The following is an 18,344-nucleotide window of genomic DNA, read 5'->3' on the forward strand; positions in this document are numbered from 1 at the left end:
TCAAAACAGGTAACCGCTGCCTATCTTTAACTATCAAAGGTTTTCTATAGACCATGATAGTCTAAAACCCTTATTAAAAATTAAAATTTCTTTTAACTTCTAATTTGGGATTTATAAATTTCATTCAACTTCATTAAACAAGTGTTCTTCTAACAAAGGCTGAACTTTGCGGAACTCTTCTGGAGACAATAACTCGGGGTTACCATTTTTTGCTATGCGTGCAAAAAACAGCAAGGGGTCTAGGGGTGTGTAAATAGCATATTCTTGCTCTTCATGATAGAAATTAGCAAGAAGTTGCAACTGCTCTGGTTCTAGATCGGTTCCTTCATCTTCAATTTCCAAAGTGAAGAGTTCTGACTCCTCAACAGGAGGCAATTCACCAGAAACAGTTAAAGCATACGCAGTATTTTTTAATGCCAGGTTTTGTTCTGCAAGAACAACCTGAGCTGTTGCAAAAATTTCGTCAATTCTAGCTTCATCTTCAACCAGAATAGCTTCCTCTTCCTCATCGTCGCCTTCCCAAGAAAAAATTTCTACTGGTGAGTCAACAGGAAGAAGCAAGACATATTCTTGCCCATCTACTTCTAAGGAGTGCTCGATATAACAATCAAGGGTTCTTCCTTTTTCGTCGGTGAGAGTGATGGAACCGGCATGAACATTATCTTCTTCAGAAAATGGCGAGGAAAACATAGCCTAATAGGTGATTTATATTGAAAACGGACTTTCTTATCTTTATTCTTTTAACTGATATTATCAATCAAATAGTTATTGGAATAAATCATCAGTCTTGTAAAGATTACCTTAAATAATTGTATCAATCAACAGCAGCCTCCTTATCTTTGGACATGGATCGCCTTGCATCAAGCCATTGTTGCAAGATAAGAGCTGCTGCTTTACGGTCAATCAAGCCTTTATGACGGGAAGGCGAGCGATTTTCTGAGAGCAGCATTTGCTCTGCTTGAAAGGATGTCAGCCTTTCATCTATATATTCCACAGGAAGGTTGAGCGCTTTGGCAAGTCTTTTTGCAAATTTTTGTATTTGACGTGCCTGAAAGCCCAAAGATCCATCCATTGAATAGGGCAATCCTACAACCAAAACTTGTACTTCGCGATCGCTTGTAATTTGGCGGAGCTTTTCCACGTCTTTCTCAAAGGAAGTCCGCTCAACTGTGACTAAACCAGTGGCAATTAATCCCGTGCGATCGCATCCTGCTACACCAATTCGCTTGCTACCCACGTCTAATCCTAGTGCGGATACGTACTTTTGGGGAGTGGAAGACTTGAGGTTATTTCCCTGTGTCCCCAAATCCCCCACTCCCCGTATCTCTTTATCCCCAATTTCTTCCACGCCTCACTCCTCTACTCCTGCTGTGAAGAATCTGTGGTTTCTGGCTGACAAGAAGTTTCCATGCTGTTGTTGCATGAAAAAGCGACATTGTCTTGAGGGGGATTGGGTTGTACTCTCTCTGGTGCTGGTTGCCTTTTTTGCTTTGGTGGCGTCCAAGACATACCACCCGGTATTGGTTTGTGTGCTGGTTGCAAACCTTGCAGCATTTCCGGTAATTGAATTCCCTCCAAGGACACAAACTTAGATTCCCGTTGCTTGTGCCATACCGAACGAGACATCATTAGAGTGTGCTCTGTGCGCGTCGCCCCAATTCGTTCGAGATATTCTTCCCTTTCTGGATGGTAGTCTGCTGAGGTCAACTGTAAAGATTGAGGGGGAAAATCCTGAGCTATTCGCGCTAGTTGAGACAGCAGTTCTGGGTACAACCAGGTATAAGCTGGGTTTACGGTTAGAGTTCCTACGTGGGGCTGCTGACCTTTGCGATCGAGCCGTACTTGAAAGTAACCTATAGCTGCTTTGCGCTGGGGTTCAAATACGTAGCCACTCACCACTTCTGTTTTAGTCAGCCATTGCTTCACTGCTTCTGTCAAAGCACCCGACAAACTTGTTTTAAAATCATCGGCATTGCGATCGAAGACCTGTCGGACAATGGGTGGCATGGATGCCGTATCTAATTGATACAGCAGTTGTGCATCGGCATTACTGACAGGTAAGAGATTAGGTAAGTCTGGTTCTGCTTGTGCTAGTTCTTGAAGCAACTCTGGTTCAATTTCCCAGTAAGTCATTTCTGCTAGACGTTGAAATCCGTTTCGCCGATAAAGCGCCAAAGCGTCCTTATCGTTGACGTTAACTTCTAATATCCAAGTGCGAGCCTCTAAGATTGACTCAAAGCAATGGCGCAGAAGTTGTGAACCTATCCCTTGCTTATCAGTCGCACGCTCCAAAACCACGCGTTCTACCCGCCACGTGCTGTGTGTACGGTTAAACGGAGATACTTGGATCATGCCCAACAGCGTGCGTCCCTGTTCTGCGACATAAGCACAAAGACCGTACTGTAGGGGATTGGGAAACCAACTCAAAAACTTCAATAACCCATACCAACGGCGCAGCGATTGCATTTGCCGCATAGCATCACCAGATCCTTTCGGAGTTTGGGCTGCGAATGACTCTTGAGTTAGGCGGTCTATACCATCCAGATCCCGATGCTGGACGGGACGGATAATAACGCTGAGATTTCGAGGAAGCAATGAAGTCATTTTCATTCGAGCCGCCATTCAGCTTTTAGTCACTGAAGAAAAGGAACTGCTGCAATAATCTTAGCGGCTTTCCACTTGTTTCTAGTGAACCAAAAGTGTGATTTTACAACAAAAATACTTAAAAAGCAGACCTTGTTGAGAATGACTGAATCACTCTTACAAAATCTGCCTCTATCTTATTTTATTTTACCTTATTTAACCACGGTGTAAGAAACTCGACTGCCGATGTATTCATCTTGCCCCAGCCATTTTCTGCTAAGAACGGGTCAAGCAGCGTGTCTCTACATTAACGTGTATATCGAGGTCGCTGTTGCTTTCATCCTCAATCCTTCTTCTTTGTACTAGCTTTGCCGAGAAACCAGCTTTTCAAAATGAGCTTGAGTTTGATGGAGGAGTTGCTCTCGGCTATCTTCCACAGTCTGCTTCAGAGATGGAACCAGGTTGCGAGCTTGCAGAGTCATGTGAAGCTGTAGGTGGGCAACGTATTCACTAAAATCTTCACGTGTATGTACTGCGTTCGCGCCCTCAAGAAAAGTTGATTCCATTGCCACTCTGTTCTCCTTACATCGTTATGTAATTAAAGTGTTTACATTACCAATACTTATCATGTTGTTTTGCCTTAACTTCGTACTTCGCAATGAACTTTAATGAATGACAGACCAATTGTAAAGAAATGTAAAATTTAGAGGAAAGAGGATTGAGGGGACACTTCCAAAATGTTCCTGATTTCAAAGAAATCATGCCGAAATCGGTGAGTAAGCTCCGAAAAGACTTGGCTTTTGCTTTCTGTCTTTAAAATCGCTGCTTCAAAAAACGCAGACAAACAGGGTGTATAAAGTATTTTTCAGTATTATTAACTACACTTAAGTTATAACATAGACAAGCAGCAGACATTAAGGGGAAAGCCACTGACTCCCTTCCCAATGGCTATATCAGCCATAGCCGTAGGGTGAATATTGCCAGCTACATAGTGTGGTCGGGCAATGCCCACCTGCAAAAATCGGTAATTTTTAGATGGGAAAGGAAGTAAAAACTGCCACAAGCAAGGTTTGTGCCGTCAACCAAAGAATATGTCACAAGTGTTGCTGATTTATCTTTAAAAAAAATGTCAATACACAACTTCTCTAAAGAAACCATCAGCCAACAAGTTAAATCAGGAATTGCGATCCGAGGTGTAAAGTTGCAAGCTAGCTATTCAAAACTAGCTTTAAGCCAGAGAATAGTTATGCCATTTCTTCTGGTATTTTTCAGTATTATGGTGCTTGCGGTTATTAACTTTGCTTACTGGTTCAGCAGTAGTTTGGAGCAGCAGATAACGAGCCATCTTGAGACTACGACTTTAGCAGTTTTGCAAGCCATACACAAAGAAAAACAATTTTTACATTCTTGGACACGGCTGATAGCTGAACGAGAAGATGTTCGTACCGCAATTAAGCAATCCGATACACAAGCACTTCTAAAGATATTAGTGTCACAAAAAACAACTTTAAAATTAGATTTACTGAAAGTCGTTAATCAAAATGGTGTAACTCTATTAAATTTGAAACAGCCAGCATTAGATGAGTCATTTTTAGAAGATCGAAAAAGTATTTCCCTCGCACTGAGTGGCTTATATCCTTCTGATGTCGTTCATGTTTCTCAGCAACAAGGTCAGATAAAATCGGTATTAGTTGGGTTATCACCTATTCGAGACGGAGAAGAAATTATTGGTGCTATCGAACTGGGTACTGTTATCAAGCCAGAATTATTTCAACACACAGATCCCATTAAAGGAGAACACGTAGTTGCTTTTAATGTGCGTCAATCATCATTATCCGGTAAAGCAAATCTCCTGTGTGTTTACGCCTCCACAATACCAGCTGTTTGTAAAACTCAGTGGCAGCCTCCCGGAGTTACCGATGCACCTCAACGTTTTATAATTGCGGGAGAAGATTACTTAGCAAAAAGTGTTGCGATCGCGGACTTGAGTAATGCGTCTTTAACAGTTACAGTCTTAAAATCCCTTTCTCCCTTAAACAAGACTCTCCAGTTTTTATGGTTGAGGCTGTGGAGTTTTTTTATACTGGGTGCGTTAATAACCATTTTTGTAGGTAAAAGCATTGCGCGAAGAATTGCCGATCCCTTAGTAGTTGTTACTCAAGTTGCACAAAAAGTCACAAAAGAATCCAACTTTGAGCTACAAGCCCCCGTCACCAGTCAAGACGAAGTAGGAATACTAGCGGTTTCTCTCAACAGCCTGATTCGTAAAGTAGCTGAATACACTCAACAATTAGAACAAGCAAGATTAACCTTAGAAAAACGGGTGCAGGAACGGACTCAACAACTTTTACAGAAAAATCAGGAATTAAATTTAGCTTACGATCAACTGACTGAAGCATTAAACGAATTGCAGCAAACTCAAGCACAATTAATTCAAAAAGAAAAAATGTCTTCCCTTGGCAATATGGTAGCGGGTGTTGCCCATGAAATCAACAATCCCATCAACTTTATTTATGGTAATATAGCCTACACTAAAGATTATACAGAAGAATTACTCAGATTACTATTGCTGTATCAACAAGAGTATCCCCAGCCAACTCCAGCAATTCAAAATCTTTTAGAAGAAATTGATTTTAATTTTATCACCGAGGACTTAACCAAACTGATGTCTTCGATGAAAATAGGTGCTCAACGCATTCGCGATATTATTTTATCATTAAGAAATTTCTCACGTTTAGATGAATCAGAAATGAAATTTGTGGATATTCATGAAGGAATTGAAAGCACTTTATTGTTAGTCAATCACCAATTTAGAGATGAAATTAAAGTTATTAAAAAATATGGTGATTTACCATCGATTGAATGTTATCCTGCACAACTCAATCAAGTTTTTATAAATATTTTAAACAATGCTATAGATGCCTTAAAAGAGTTATTCGTTATTAATGATTCGCTACTTGTAGAGAAAGGACAAAGGAGAAACCGTCAAATTGAAATTTGTACTGAAAACGTGACTATAAATGACGTTGTTGAAGGAATTTGTATCAAAATCAAAGATAATGGTTCTGGAATAGAACCAAAATTACAAAATAAAATTTTCGATCCTTTTTTTACAACGAAAGAAGTTGGTAAAGGGAGTGGATTGGGATTGTGGATTTCCTATCAAATTATTCAGAAGCACAAAGGTAAAATAGAAGTTGATTCTGCCTTGGGTAAAGGAACAACGTTTATTATTACTTTGCCGCTGGTACAAACTAGGAATAGCTAATGGCTAATTGCTAACGGTTCCATTAGCAATTAGCCATTAGCTATTAGCCATTAGCAATTAGCCACTAACTCATTCACGGTCTCATAAGGTTTCTCAGCACCTTGTGCTAAATACTCAGCAAGCTGAGATTCTATTTGCTCGCGTACAATTTGACGGTATTCCAAGAAATGCTCGTTGTGAGCGCAGGTGGCAAGATAATGTTCTGCTACTCTGGGATTCCGCTTGATGATGCTAAACAAGTGATGCCAGAATTTCCATCTGGTTTCACGTTTGATTCCCTGTCTCCAGATAACAAGCAATAGCGCTTTCACAACCACCCACTCTGGCATTTTAAAAGGAGAAGTCCATGTTGGCTTGCCCATCATGAGAAAACAACGATAAGTGCGATCTAAGTACTGCATGGGCTCGTACAAAGTACAGAAAGCATCTATATATTCTCTAGCAATATCTTCTAAAGGACGAGTGGGAATAAAGTTCATTAAAGTCGTCTGGTTAATATTGCCATCTTTGTTATCTCGCAATCTTCCTTCCCGACTCAGGCGATGCCAAAGGGCTGTATTTGGAAGTGCTTGTAGCATGGCAAAAGTTGTAGAGGGAATTGCTGCTTGTTCGGCAAAGCGGACAATACGATTCCCTGCACCTGCTTTTTCTCCATCGAACCCAATGATAAAGCCAGCCATTGGGCGCAAACCTGCTTTGATGATGGTGTGAACCGCTTCAGTTAAGGAATTGCGGGTATTTTGAAACTTTTTCGTGAGTTGCAAACTGTCCTCATCTGGTGTTTCAATGCCCAAAAATACAGCAGCAAAACCGCACTCAACCATCAACTCCATTAATTCTGGATCTTGTGCTAGGTCGATAGAAGCTTCGGTATCAAACCGGAATGGATAGTTGTGCTTTGCCATCCAAAGCTTTAACTCTTTCAGCAACAGCTTCACGTTGCGCTTGTTACCGATAAAGTTGTCATCCACCATAAAAATACCGCGCCGCCAACCTAACTTGTAGAGGTAATCCAACTCTGACAATAGCTGTGCTGGAGTTTTGGTACGTGGCTTGCGCCCGTAGAGAACAATAATGTCGCAAAATTCACATTGAAAAGGACAGCCCCTTGAGAATTGGACTGACATCATGTCGTAGGCGTCGAACTCTAGCAAATCAAACCGGGGTATGGGGGTTGTTGTCACGTCTGGTTTTTCTGTAGCGCGAAAAATACCAGAAGTGTCACCTCGTTTGATTGCCCCGACAAACATCGGTAGGGTAACTTCTCCTTCATCTAGAATAAGAAAATCAGCACCCACTCCCTGAACTTCATGAGGAACTGAAGTTGGGTAAGGACCTCCCACAGCAACTAATTTACCGCGCCGCTTTGCTTCTCGAATTTGTTCGAGTAAATCTTGTTTTTGAACAATCATAGCGCTAAAAATACACACATCTGCCCATGCCCATTCTTCCTCTGTAACTGGGCGAATATTACGGTCAACTAACTTGAATTCCCATTCTTGGGGTAATATTGCCGCTACTGTCACTAAACCCAAAGGTGGTAGCAAAACCTTACGATTAACTAACTCTAAAATTTTTTCATATGACCAAAATGTTTTGGGAAAAACAGGATAAACCAGTAAAATTCGCATGAACCGTCATACCTCACCAAAATCAGCGTACAAGGAAATTAGTATTTGATGCTTGAGAGTCTTCCAGACGCAGTTAACTTTTATAAAGTTTCTGAGATCTCCTAGCTTAAAATATATTTAGTCAATTTTTTCACCAAGTGTTGTGTAATTTAACGGGAATTTTATAGGATGGCATCAAAATCTGAAAAGCTGTTAGCAATGTGTCAAAATTTCTGAAACACCCCTAAACTACCGTGAATAAAGGGGACTTTAACAGTGTTTTTCTACATTCTTTCTGTAAGTGTCTAAATAAAATCTGAGACTCGAGAGATCTTTTCTCAGAGGATCTCGAAATACTTTATAAAGTTGTAATTTATACTAGTATAACATGACTGAAATAACTATACCATTGGGATTGAGAAAAAAGATTCAGTAATAAGCGTTTGCGCCTTCTATCCTCAGACGAGCGTACTTCTGCCTTCACGTACTAGTATTGATAACTGGAAATGGCACGGCAGGTATTACGACCGGGAAAACCTCCTCCAGATAATTCTCTAAGGAGATATCCAAAGGGGATTTGTTTGTATAGTAGCGAATTATATTGGTCCAAAACTTTTAAAAAATCTTCTAAAAACTGATATGAAAATAGGATTGGCACTCGAGATCGACCTCTCCGTCGCTAGTTACCAGCCTTTAATTTCAAAGTAACCCGTAACCTTACATACTAGTTTTACTTAAATTTTTAATACTTTTTAACTTGTGATTGGGATCACTGCCAAAAGATTTTTAGAGGTAAAAAATATATCATCTTGAGTATGAAGGAAAGGTGTAGTAATATGCTCAAGTTGAGTGATTACGAAATTCTAGAGAAAATTCACATCAGTAGTAATACTGTTATTTATAAAGGATATATTATACATAACAAGAAACCAGTTATTATTAAAACTTATAACTATCAACAGCCCTCCTTAGAAGAAGTTAATCTATTGAAACATGAATATCAAATAACTAAAGATTTAAATATAGAAGGAATTATTAAGCCGTATAATTTAGAAAGCTATAATAATGAGCTAGCTCTAGTACTGGAATATTATGAAGGGCAATCGATAGACCGACTCATTGAACAGCAAAAGCTTGAATTAAAAGAATTCTTAGAAATAGCAATTCAATTAGCACAAACTTTATCAGAGTTGCATGCCAATCAAATTATTCATAGAGACATAAAAAGTTCAAATATTCTTCTAAATGTAGAAACTAAGCAAGCAAAGATTATAGATTTTGCGATCGCAACACGTTGGTCTCCAGAAAATACAAATATCAGCAGTACAAACAGCCTTGAAGGGACTCTTGCCTATATGTCCCCAGAACAGACAGGTAGAATGAATCGTCAGATTGATTTTAGGTCTGACTATTACTCATTAGGTGTCACCTTCTATGAAATGCTGAGCGGTCAGTTACCATTTGCAGCAACAGACCCAATGGAACTCATTCACTGTCACATTGCGAAAAAACCAGTTCCACCCCATGAGCTAAACTCAGAAATCCCAGAAATGGTTTCTGAGATTATTGTAAAATTACTAGCAAAAAACCCAGAGGATAGATACCAAAGCGCTTTGGGGTTAAAACACGACTTAGAATTTTGTTTAAATCAACTGACAACTACAGGTAAAGTTTCCCATTTCACTATAGGGAAACAAGACTTATTGAGCGAACAATACACCCATCAAAAACTCTATAACGACGAATTAGAGTTAAACCCTACTTCCGCTCGCCTTCCAGTTACGAAAACAACAAAATTAACAGCTACGGAAGTCATAGATGCTTTCGATTTTTCAACAGTCATGAAATTTTCTTGCGCTATCTCAGAAGAAATTTATCTGGATAAGTTGCTAGATAAGTTAATGCATATTCTTATTGAAAATGTAGGAGCACAAAGAGGGTTACTAGTTTTACAAAGATCGGGGAAATTAGTTTTAGCAGCTGAAGGTTCTCTAGAATCCGAGAAATCCGTTTTAGTTCCTTTTATACCTATACAAGAGAACCTCGATCTACCTATATCTATTATTAAATATGTTGCTCAAAATCAAGAAATTTTAGTATTTGATAATGCAAATCAAGAACATTTATGTAAGAACGATCCCTATATTATCAAGCATCAAACCCAGTCAATTCTTTGTTTGCCAATTATCTATAAAAATCATTTAACAGGATTGTTATATCTAGAAAATACCATAACTCAGGGTGCTTTTACACGCGATCGCCTTAAAGTTCTATCACTGCTGTGTACGCAAGTTTCTATCTCAATTGAAAATGCCAATCTTTACAGCAATTTGCAGAGCCATTCCCAAGAACTAGAGGAAAAAAATCAGGCTCTACAGGAATCTGAAGCGAGAGAAAGAGAAAAGGCAAGACAGCTAGAAGCAACATTACAGCAACTACAAAATACACAGCTACAACTTATACAAAATGAAAAGTTGTGTAGTTTGGGACAAATGGTAGCAGGTATTGCTCACGAAATTAATAATCCAGTCACCTTTATAACTGCCAATCTCTCTCATGCAAGTAACTATACTAAAGACTTGCTCCATCTTATCAACTTGTACCAGTTCTACTATCCCAAACCAGTTGATGAAATTAAAGACGAGATAGAAGCAATGGACTTGGCTTTTCTTCAAGAAGATTTGCCAAAAATGCTGAAATCATTAAAAGTAGGAGCAGACCGGATTAAAGAAATTATCCGCAATTTGCGAAATTTTTCCAGACAGGATTCAACCGAACTGACGCTGCAAGATATTCATGAAGGAATCGATACAAATTTGATGATTCTACAACACCGTTTGAAAGCCCAACCTCACAGACCTGCCATTGAAGTGATTAGAGATTACAGTGATTTACCAATGGTACAGTGTTATGCCGGGTTGCTCAACCAAGTGTTTATGAATCTTCTGGCTAATGCGATTGATGCTGTTGAAGACTCATTTGTCATTCGTCATTCGTCATGTCTACGAGACGATGAACAAATGATACATAACACGGGACTGATTCATATTCGCACAGAAATATCAGATAGCGATCGCGTGACAATTCGGATTGCAGATAATGGTTCTGGGATGCCAGAAGAGGTGAGATGCAAGCTGTTTAGCCCGTTCTTCACCACAAAACCAATAGGTAAAGGAACAGGTATTGGGTTATCAATCAGCCGTCAGATTATTGAAGAAAAGCACAAAGGACAGTTGAGTTGTATTTCATCACCCGGTCAAGGTGCAGAATTTATCATAGAAATTCCCCTCAGACAACAATACGAAGAAACACAAGTGAATGAAATGGTATTTTAGGTTAATTGTTCTTTTAGCCGTATAAACTGGGTATCCTTTATTACAAGCTATCTAGCAATTTTGTAGGATGTAACAGAATGAATCAACTTTACTGGTTGATTGTAATTACACTCTTGTATTTAGGATTTTCTTGGTTGCGGCATCGATACTTACCACAGACTTCTTGGATTCGGGAGGTTGCTACGTTACGCAAACCTCTGCTAAACCAACAAAACCTAACTCGTGCTCAGATTTGGGGTAACAGTCTCGATTTTTTGAAGCTCGGCTTCGTCGAAATGTCTGTTTATCTCGTTTTGAATTATCTCACGAGTCCCATGACTGAGAGCGGTTCTCAAGAACCTGTAGTGTTGTTTGTACAATTTATATTGTTTGTCTTGTTTGCAGTCAGTTGTTTTGGATTGGGTTTTGGGCTCTACCTCATTCGTAACTTACTTTATTGGCAAATCTTTGAATTCGTAATTCCTTCATTACGTCGAATCTTTCAATCAAAATATTTTCAATCTCAATCTACTTCCCCCAGTCTTGATTTACCAAGAGAATGGGTCTAAAGCCTCGCCCTTCTAGGGCGACTTATATGTGTTATAATATTTTGCGCAGAAGTTTTCCACGGAAAATGATTGTTTTAGAATTCAAAGCCAAAGGGAAAACGACTCAATATACTGCCATTGATGAGGCGATTAGGACTGCTCAATTTGTTCGCAATAAGAGTATCCGTTTTTGGATGGATAATCGAGGCGTGGGACAAAAACAAATGTATCGCCTTAGTAAGTCATTGAGAAGCGAATTCCCGTTTGTAAAAGCTTTGAATTCTAGTGCTTGCCAAGCTTCTATTGAACGGGCTTATAGTTCTATTGCTCGTTTTTACGACAACTGCAAAAAGTCTGTTCCGGGTAAAAAGGGATATCCAAAGTTCAAGAAAAATTCTCGCTCAGTGGAGTATAAAACCTCTGGGTGGTCACTTTCCGAGACCAGGAAACAAATAACCTTCACCGACAAAAAAGGTATTGGTACGCTCAAGCTGAAAGGAACATGGGATTTAAACTTCTACCAATTAGAACAGGTAAAACGAGTTAGATTAGTTCGTCGTGCTGATGGGTATTATGTTCAATTTCTGATTAGTGTAGACAACAAATTAGAAACACAACCCACAGGGAAAACCATTGGTTTGGATGTAGGACTTAAAGAATTCTATACCGACAGCAATGGACATAGTGAACCTAACCCAAGGTTTTATCGCACAGGAGAGAAACGTCTAAAATTTAGACAAAAGCGCGTTTCTCGTAAAAAGAAAGGCTCTGCCAACCGTAAGAAAGCTATTAATAAATTAGGGCGAGTACACCTCAAAATAAGTAGGCAACGTGAAGAACACGCCAAGAGACTGGCGCGTTGCGTAATCCAATCTCACGACTTGGTATCCTATGAAGATTTGAGGATTAAAAATTTAGTGAAAAATCACTGTCTCGCTAAATCTATTAATGATGCTGGTTGGTATAAATTCAGAAAATGGTTGGAGTATTTTGGGGTGAAGTTTGGCAGGATAACTGTTGCGGTTAACCCCGCCTACACTTCTCAAGAATGCTTCAGTTGTGGCGCAATAGTCAAAAAATCTCTATCTACAAGAACCCATGTTTGCGAATGCGGCTTTGTAATAGATAGAGACTCGAATGCCGCTATCAATATTCTGAAATTAGCCTTGAGTACCGTAGGGCATACGGGAACTTGGATCTACTATCCGAACGCTTCAGGAGATTCGACCTCTACTCATACTGGAGAAATCCTGTATCAGCAAGTTGGGTCTGTGATTGAAGAATCTTCGCCCTTATAGGGCGGAGAGTGTCAAAAATTGAGCTAAAGATAACACCACAAGAAGCTGTTCGGGTTACCGACAAGCTAGTGGAGTTCTCCCGACAGAAACGCTGTCAATGGTGTAGGGGTCATGGCAAAGAACGAGATAGCGAGGCAATGTGTTTGAATTGCTTGGGCCAAGGTTACCACTATGAATTAGACTCTTTAAAGGTTCAAATTCCGGCTGGTGTGAGTGATAATACCCGATTGCGTATCAAAGGAGCAGGGAACACCGACAGCCAAGGTGACTCAGGCGATTTATTCATCATCCTAAAAATCCAATAACGTTTAGCTGTAGCACACGCAATTATACGCCACTAATTTTTAATACATCACCCATTGTTTCGCAATAATTTGGTAATGCAAAACTTGCAGGATTAACAACAGTTTTGTAAGTAAAATGTCGGTAGTTCATACAGAATCTATCCCAAGCAGCCATTTGAATGCGGAACAACACTATAATTAAGTTAGCTAACGATACAGACAAAGGGATGCGAAAGTAAATTTTTTTCCCAAGATAGCTACAAACCTCTTGAATAGCTTCGTCTGCAGTGATTTGCTTTTGACCTAACACAAACCGACGCGTTTTTTCTTCTTCTGGTGGATTATCTATCAAATATTTTACGACAGTGGCAATGTCTTGTCCGTGAATAAAGTGAAAGCTACCATCGGCGCTCAAAAAACGGATGAGATCTATATATTTTGTCACTTGTGGAATACCGCTTGTTGCGTGTGAGTAAGGTTTTTTGCTATCACCACCCAATACTAAAGTGGGAAACACAGAAGTGACTTTAGATGCGATCGCGAGTTGTGATATCTTGTGCAAGCAATCATATTTAGACCGGATGTAATCTGTCCCTAATTCCCCTGCTTCTTTTAACGGTTGATTGTGACTATCCAAAACACTCGCTGTGGAAAAATAGATAACTTGTTCGCACTTTTGCGGATCTAACAAGTTCAGTAATTCTAAAGTTTTAGATACATTAATTTCATATGTTCCTTCTCCACCCCAAGCAGTTGCTGTCAGCACCGCAACATCTATTGTTTTCAACAAGTCAGCAAATTGCCCTATTTCTTGCATATCACCTTGCAATACAGTGATATCCGGTCGTGCTTGCGTATCAACTTGCAGCTTTTTTGGATTTCTAACCAATAGATACAGCTCGTGGTTTGTTTGTTGTATTAAAGTTTCGCTTATATAGTGACCGATACAACCGCTTGCACCCGTCACAAAAATCTTTTTATGACTCATAGTGAAAATTATAAATTATGAATTATGAATTATGAAGTATAAATGGTAAAAAAGTTTCATAATTCATAATTTTAACTTCATAATTTATAACTGCTCCCTCCTCACACAGTCACTGCATTGAGATTTTTTGCAGTCTCAAAGAAGAAAGCTACATTTTCCTCTGGTGTTTCTGGCAAAACACCGTGACCGAGGTTGAGAATATGCCCTCTGTTACCTGCTTTGCGAACGGTATCGAGAATGCGATCGCGAATAAACTCCTTAGAACCGAATAGCACCCCTGGGTCTAGATTGCCTTGCACTTTCATTTGCCTGCCCAATCTTTCCCGTGCGTCTGCCATGTCTACTGTCCAGTCTACACTGATAATATCTGCACCCGAGTGTGCCATTCTTTCCAGCAAACCAGCGCTACCGGTAACTAGCAGAATTAAGGGTGTCTCTGGATGAGTTGCCTTAACTTGCTCGAAAACTCTTTGCTGGTAGGGGAGAGCAAAGACTTCGTAATCTTGAGGGCTTAACTGACCTGCCCAAGAGTCAAACATTTGTACTACTTGAGCACCACAATCAATTTGGTAGCGGACATAGGTGGCGATGGAATCTGCCAATTTTCCTAGCAGTTGATGCAGGATAACTGGGTCTGAAAACGCCATATTTTTGATTATGGAGTAGGTTTTGGAACCTTTTCCTTCTACAGCGTAAGCTGCCAATGTCCAGGGCGCACCCACAAAGCCCAAAACAGTTGACTTATTACCTACTTCCTGCCGCAACGCCTTTAAGATTGGTTTAATGAACGGCAGAGACTCTTCTGGTTCTAGAGGGTGAAGGTTAGCAATTTGCTCAGATGTACGGATGGGCGAGTAAATAATAGGACCTTTGCCTTCCGCGATATCCATATCAATGCCTATGCCAGGGAGCGGTGTGACAATGTCGGAGAACAAAATCACTCCATCTGGCTGAAAGGCTTTCCACGGTTGCAAGGATATTTCAATCGCTACTTCCGGTATTTCCGAGCGATCGCGAAAAGAAGGGTACTTCTCCCGTAAATCTCGATAAGCTTTCATGTACCGTCCTGCTTGCCGCATCATCCATACGGGAGGACGATCTAAAACTTCACCACGAGCTGCTCTAAGGAGAAATGGATCGTTAGAGGAAACACCCATTTAACAATTCATCCTAAAATCTTTTTTGTCATTGTTTAGCTTATCATTCCCGCTTTGCCCTTTTTCCAAGAGAAATACCTTTTGGGGCTGTTCGCAAAACTTCTTATAAAATTATTGACTAAATGCAAAGTTTTAAGAAGTAAATATTGACAATTTTTAATAATTGCCTGTATGTAATTTTGTTTGGATTTCAAATTTTGGAATAAAAGATAAAGTACATAGGGTAGACAATGCTCGCCCTACACTCATTAGAATTTTCCATAGATGATATTAGTAAGATTCGTAGTATTGACCTAATTTTTTAACAAATTGGTATAAAACCTAAAAAATAAAACATTTCTAAATTCTTCGTGGGATAAAGAAAATCAGTATCTTTAGATACCAAATCTCCAAGATAGTCTTTTCTCATAACATCAAACAGATAAAAGCAATTATGTAAAGAAATATAAATTTTTTATGTCAACCAACTCAAACCACCCCTCGAATGAAACGCCTTCCTCTAGTGTTGTTATTCCACAAAGGTATTTAATAGCGCGATCGCAACGCCAAAAATTTTTCATCCTGTTCTGTTTCATGACTGTCTTGGGGTGGGTTGTAGGCGGAATTGCCAGTATAGCGATAGAAAAGATCCTTGCAGAAACACTGTCACCTGAGATTCTTCAGCAACCAAGATGGAACGCTTTGGGGAGGTATATCAGTTATTGTGTGTTTGCGCTTATCTATGGGGTCGATCAAGCACTTGTTGTCAGACAATATATATCTGGTTGGCTGTGGATGATAGCAACAAGTTTGGGCTGGCTGGTTTCCACCAACGTTTCTACAGCTTGGATTGACTACATCTCATCTATCGCCTCATCCTTAAACAGAAATCTCACTTTTCAAGAGGCTTTGATTTTTGGAATTGTGTCAACGACTGCGTACATTTTCTCAGGGATTTGGCTGGGATTTTTCCAATGGATAGTGCTGCGCCGATATACCGCACGTGCTTGGTGGTGGAATTTTTTACCTTCAATTTCATTTTTACTGATTAGTTTTGTGGTGGGATTGCTATCCGTTGTGCAAGATTTTATTCCAGCACCGAGCCGAGATCGGGTAGTGTATTTGAGCGGACAGGGATTTACAGCTATTATTCTGGGAATTATCCCAGCTATTGGCTTTTGTATCCTAAAAACAAAACATCGGAAACAGATTGACGAAGATGACTAAAGACAATGCTTTGCAAAGGACACTCACTCCACCCACTGCGTCCAAGAAACCTCATGTTTTAGAATTACATGGCGATCGTCGTATCGATAATTACTTTTGGATGCGCGAGATTGATAACCCAGACACGATCGCTTATTTAGAAGCTGAGAACGCTTACACTGAGGCTATGATGCAGCATACAGAAGCATTGCAAACAAAGCTTTACGAGGAAATGCTTGCTCGCATCAAAGAAACAGACTTATCAGTACCTTATCGCAAAGATAACTATTATTATTATTCACGTACTGAAGAAGGTAAGGCATATCCAATACACTGTCGCAAACAAGGTAGCCTCGAAGCACCGGAAGAAGTGCTATTAGACCAAAACGAGTTAGCACTAGAGCACGAATTCTTTAGTTTGGGTGTCCTGCAAGTAAGCCCCAATCACCAGATTTTAGCTTACTCAGTTGATACCAGTGGAGCCGAGCAATACACCCTTTTCTTTCTCGATCTAACCACCAAAAAGCTTTACCCGGAAACTATCCCCGAAACCTATTATTCTTTTGCCTGGGCAAATGATAATAAAACGGTATTCTATACCAAGATAGATCCTGCAAACCGCCCGTTCCAGCTTTTTAGACACACTTTAGGAACTTCTGCAGACGAAGACGTTCTCATTTTTCACGAACCAGATGATGCTTTCTTTTTGGAAGTTGGAAAAACGAGAAGCGAAGCATACATTATGATGAGTTTGGGTAGCCAAATTACATCAGAAATTCATTACTTAGATGCCAACGAGCCCAATGGAAATTTTCAAATTTTTCTGCCAAGAAAGACAGGAGTATTGTATGATATCGACCATCACAGTGATTCCTTTTACATTGTTACCAATGAAGAGGCAATTAACTTTAAACTCATGAAAACTCTTGTCGCCTCACCAGCACGGGAAAATTGGCAAACAGTCATTCCTCATCGAGAAGATATCATGCTTTCGGGTGTTAGCTTATTTGCCAACTATATGGTGATTTATGAAAGGCAAGGTGGGCTACCTATCGGGAGAGTACAAAATTTATCGACAGGAAATATTTATCAAATTTCCTTTCCAGAACCAACCTACGATTTTTACGAAAGTAGTAACCCTGAATTTAACACAACAATCCTGCGATTTAATTACACCTCTTTCACTACTCCCCATTCTGTGTTTGATTATGACATGGAAACAAATCAGCGAGAGTTGAAAAAAGAGATAGAAGTTTTGGGCGGATACGATCGCGATCGGTACCAAAGCGAATGGTTGGTTGCTACCTCTGCTGATGGAACGCAAGTTCCCATATCTATTGTTTACAAAAATGGCATTCAAAAAGATGGAAAAAATGCTCTATTCTTGACAGGATATGGTTCTTACGGTTATCCTTCCTCTTCTGGGTTTTCCTCCAATCGACTCTCATTATTAGACCGTGGAGTCGTGTTTGCCATAGCTCATATTCGCGGTGGTGGTGAAATGGGAAGGAAGTGGTATGAAGATGGCAAATTTTTGAAGAAAAAGAACACCTTTACTGATTTTATTGCTTGTGCTGAGTACTTGATTGGTGAAAAATGGACATCCAGCGATCGCCTTGTGATTTCTGGTGGAAGTGCAGGCGGCTTATTGATGGGAGCAGTTATGAATATGCGTCCCGATCTGTTTAAAGCCGTCATTGCTGATGTTCCATTTGTAGACGTAGTTACAACCATATTGGATACTTCCTTACCCCTTTCCGTAACAGAGTGGGAAGAATGGGGGAATCCAAACGATAAAGCTTATTACGACTACATAAAATCCTACTCTCCCTATGACAATGTTGAAGCCAAAGATTATCCGGACACGCTTATTTTAGCAGGTTTAAATGATTCTCGTGTCAAATACTGGGAACCGGCAAAATGGACGGCAAAACTGCGAGAAATCAAAACAGACAAAAATATTCTCCTGCTGAGAACTAATATGGGTGCGGGTCATAGCGGTGCATCTGGGCGTTATGAAAGCTTGAAGGAACTCGCTTTTGAATATGCCTTTGTTTTAGATAGGTTAGGTTTGGGAGATTGTTAATTATAAGTCAATACGGTTTAGCT

At 39.8% G+C, this 18,344-nt stretch carries 14 protein-coding genes; 7 read left to right on the top strand and 7 right to left on the bottom strand.

Features of this window, described 5'->3' with window-relative positions:
- Positions 1–120 precede the first annotated feature (120 nt).
- From HC643_RS07985 to HC643_RS08000, 4 genes are all read right to left on the bottom strand, one after another.
- A complete protein-coding gene (locus HC643_RS07985; protein WP_038072213.1) occupies positions 121–690 on the bottom strand; it encodes a DUF3727 domain-containing protein in 570 nt (189 codons plus the stop codon).
- Positions 691–814: 124 nt separating this feature from the next.
- Positions 815–1,315 (bottom strand): Holliday junction resolvase RuvX, encoded by a 501-nt coding sequence (gene ruvX / locus HC643_RS07990; protein ID WP_082051834.1) that lies wholly within the window; start codon positions 1,313–1,315, stop codon positions 815–817.
- Positions 1,316–1,359: 44 nt separating this feature from the next.
- Positions 1,360–2,622 carry a GNAT family N-acetyltransferase gene (locus HC643_RS07995; protein WP_038072208.1) on the bottom strand — a complete coding sequence of 421 codons (1,263 nt, stop codon included), beginning with the start codon at positions 2,620–2,622 and terminating at the stop codon, positions 1,360–1,362.
- Between the two features lie 323 nt (positions 2,623–2,945).
- Complete coding sequence (locus tag HC643_RS08000) at positions 2,946–3,149, bottom strand: hypothetical protein (protein ID WP_038072205.1); 204 nt, start codon at positions 3,147–3,149, stop codon at positions 2,946–2,948.
- A 506-nt stretch (positions 3,150–3,655) separates the two neighbouring features.
- Between HC643_RS08000 and HC643_RS08005 the strand changes: the two genes are divergently transcribed.
- On the top strand, positions 3,656–5,851 hold the full coding sequence (locus HC643_RS08005; RefSeq protein ID WP_237265855.1) for a sensor histidine kinase: 2,196 nt from the start codon (positions 3,656–3,658) through the stop codon (positions 5,849–5,851).
- A 50-nt stretch (positions 5,852–5,901) separates the two neighbouring features.
- Here the strand turns inward: HC643_RS08005 and HC643_RS08010 are convergent, their stop codons facing one another.
- Positions 5,902–7,482, bottom strand: a complete 1,581-nt coding sequence (locus HC643_RS08010) for a B12-binding domain-containing radical SAM protein (RefSeq protein WP_038072202.1) — start codon at positions 7,480–7,482, stop codon at positions 5,902–5,904.
- A gap of 815 nt (positions 7,483–8,297) precedes the next feature.
- On the opposite strand from HC643_RS08010, the gene HC643_RS08015 reads away from it, so the two are divergent.
- From HC643_RS08015 to HC643_RS08030, 4 genes are all read left to right on the top strand, one after another.
- On the top strand, positions 8,298–10,796 hold the full coding sequence (locus tag HC643_RS08015; protein WP_038072199.1) for a protein kinase domain-containing protein: 2,499 nt from the start codon (positions 8,298–8,300) through the stop codon (positions 10,794–10,796).
- Between the two features lie 77 nt (positions 10,797–10,873).
- Positions 10,874–11,344: a hypothetical protein gene (locus HC643_RS08020; protein ID WP_038072196.1), complete on the top strand. Its 471-nt coding sequence runs from the start codon at positions 10,874–10,876 to the stop codon at positions 11,342–11,344.
- Between the two features lie 65 nt (positions 11,345–11,409).
- Positions 11,410–12,621, top strand: coding sequence for an RNA-guided endonuclease InsQ/TnpB family protein (locus tag HC643_RS08025; RefSeq protein ID WP_038080764.1), 1,212 nt, complete (start codon positions 11,410–11,412; stop codon positions 12,619–12,621).
- An 8-nt stretch (positions 12,622–12,629) separates the two neighbouring features.
- The gene (locus HC643_RS08030; RefSeq protein ID WP_050046288.1) at positions 12,630–12,926 is read left to right on the top strand and encodes a DnaJ C-terminal domain-containing protein; all 297 of its coding nucleotides are present in this window, start codon (positions 12,630–12,632) and stop codon (positions 12,924–12,926) included.
- Positions 12,927–12,948: 22 nt separating this feature from the next.
- On the opposite strand, the gene HC643_RS08035 is transcribed toward HC643_RS08030, so the two are convergent.
- Entirely contained in the window at positions 12,949–13,893 is a 945-nt protein-coding gene (locus HC643_RS08035) for an NAD-dependent epimerase/dehydratase family protein (protein ID WP_050046287.1), read from the bottom strand.
- Between the two features lie 101 nt (positions 13,894–13,994).
- On the bottom strand, positions 13,995–15,050 hold the full coding sequence (gene hemE / locus HC643_RS08040; protein ID WP_038084201.1) for a uroporphyrinogen decarboxylase: 1,056 nt from the start codon (positions 15,048–15,050) through the stop codon (positions 13,995–13,997).
- Between the two features lie 573 nt (positions 15,051–15,623).
- On the opposite strand from hemE, the gene HC643_RS08045 reads away from it, so the two are divergent.
- Positions 15,624–16,256, top strand: coding sequence for a hypothetical protein (locus HC643_RS08045; protein ID WP_038084199.1), 633 nt, complete (start codon positions 15,624–15,626; stop codon positions 16,254–16,256).
- Positions 16,249–18,321, top strand: a complete 2,073-nt coding sequence (locus tag HC643_RS08050; RefSeq protein ID WP_038084197.1) for a S9 family peptidase — start codon at positions 16,249–16,251, stop codon at positions 18,319–18,321. Before HC643_RS08045 ends, HC643_RS08050 begins: the two co-directional genes overlap by 8 nt.
- Positions 18,322–18,344 lie beyond the last annotated feature (23 nt).

It is taken from the genome of Tolypothrix bouteillei VB521301, assembly GCF_000760695.4.
Taxonomy (GTDB): Bacteria; Cyanobacteriota; Cyanobacteriia; order Cyanobacteriales; family Nostocaceae; genus Scytonema; species Scytonema bouteillei_A.

Coding starts and splice junctions, on each gene's coding strand:
- HC643_RS08010 (WP_038072202.1), bottom strand. CDS start 7,482: ATGCGAATTTTACTGGTTTATCCTGTTTTTCCCAAAACATTTTGGTCA.
- HC643_RS08050 (WP_038084197.1), top strand. CDS start 16,249: ATGACTAAAGACAATGCTTTGCAAAGGACACTCACTCCACCCACTGCG.
- HC643_RS07995 (WP_038072208.1), bottom strand. CDS start 2,622: ATGGCGGCTCGAATGAAAATGACTTCATTGCTTCCTCGAAATCTCAGC.
- HC643_RS08020 (WP_038072196.1), top strand. CDS start 10,874: ATGAATCAACTTTACTGGTTGATTGTAATTACACTCTTGTATTTAGGA.
- HC643_RS08000 (WP_038072205.1), bottom strand. CDS start 3,149: ATGGAATCAACTTTTCTTGAGGGCGCGAACGCAGTACATACACGTGAA.
- HC643_RS08035 (WP_050046287.1), bottom strand. CDS start 13,893: ATGAGTCATAAAAAGATTTTTGTGACGGGTGCAAGCGGTTGTATCGGT.
- HC643_RS08015 (WP_038072199.1), top strand. CDS start 8,298: ATGCTCAAGTTGAGTGATTACGAAATTCTAGAGAAAATTCACATCAGT.
- hemE (WP_038084201.1), bottom strand. CDS start 15,050: ATGGGTGTTTCCTCTAACGATCCATTTCTCCTTAGAGCAGCTCGTGGT.
- HC643_RS07985 (WP_038072213.1), bottom strand. CDS start 690: ATGTTTTCCTCGCCATTTTCTGAAGAAGATAATGTTCATGCCGGTTCC.
- HC643_RS08045 (WP_038084199.1), top strand. CDS start 15,624: ATGACTGTCTTGGGGTGGGTTGTAGGCGGAATTGCCAGTATAGCGATA.
- HC643_RS08025 (WP_038080764.1), top strand. CDS start 11,410: ATGATTGTTTTAGAATTCAAAGCCAAAGGGAAAACGACTCAATATACT.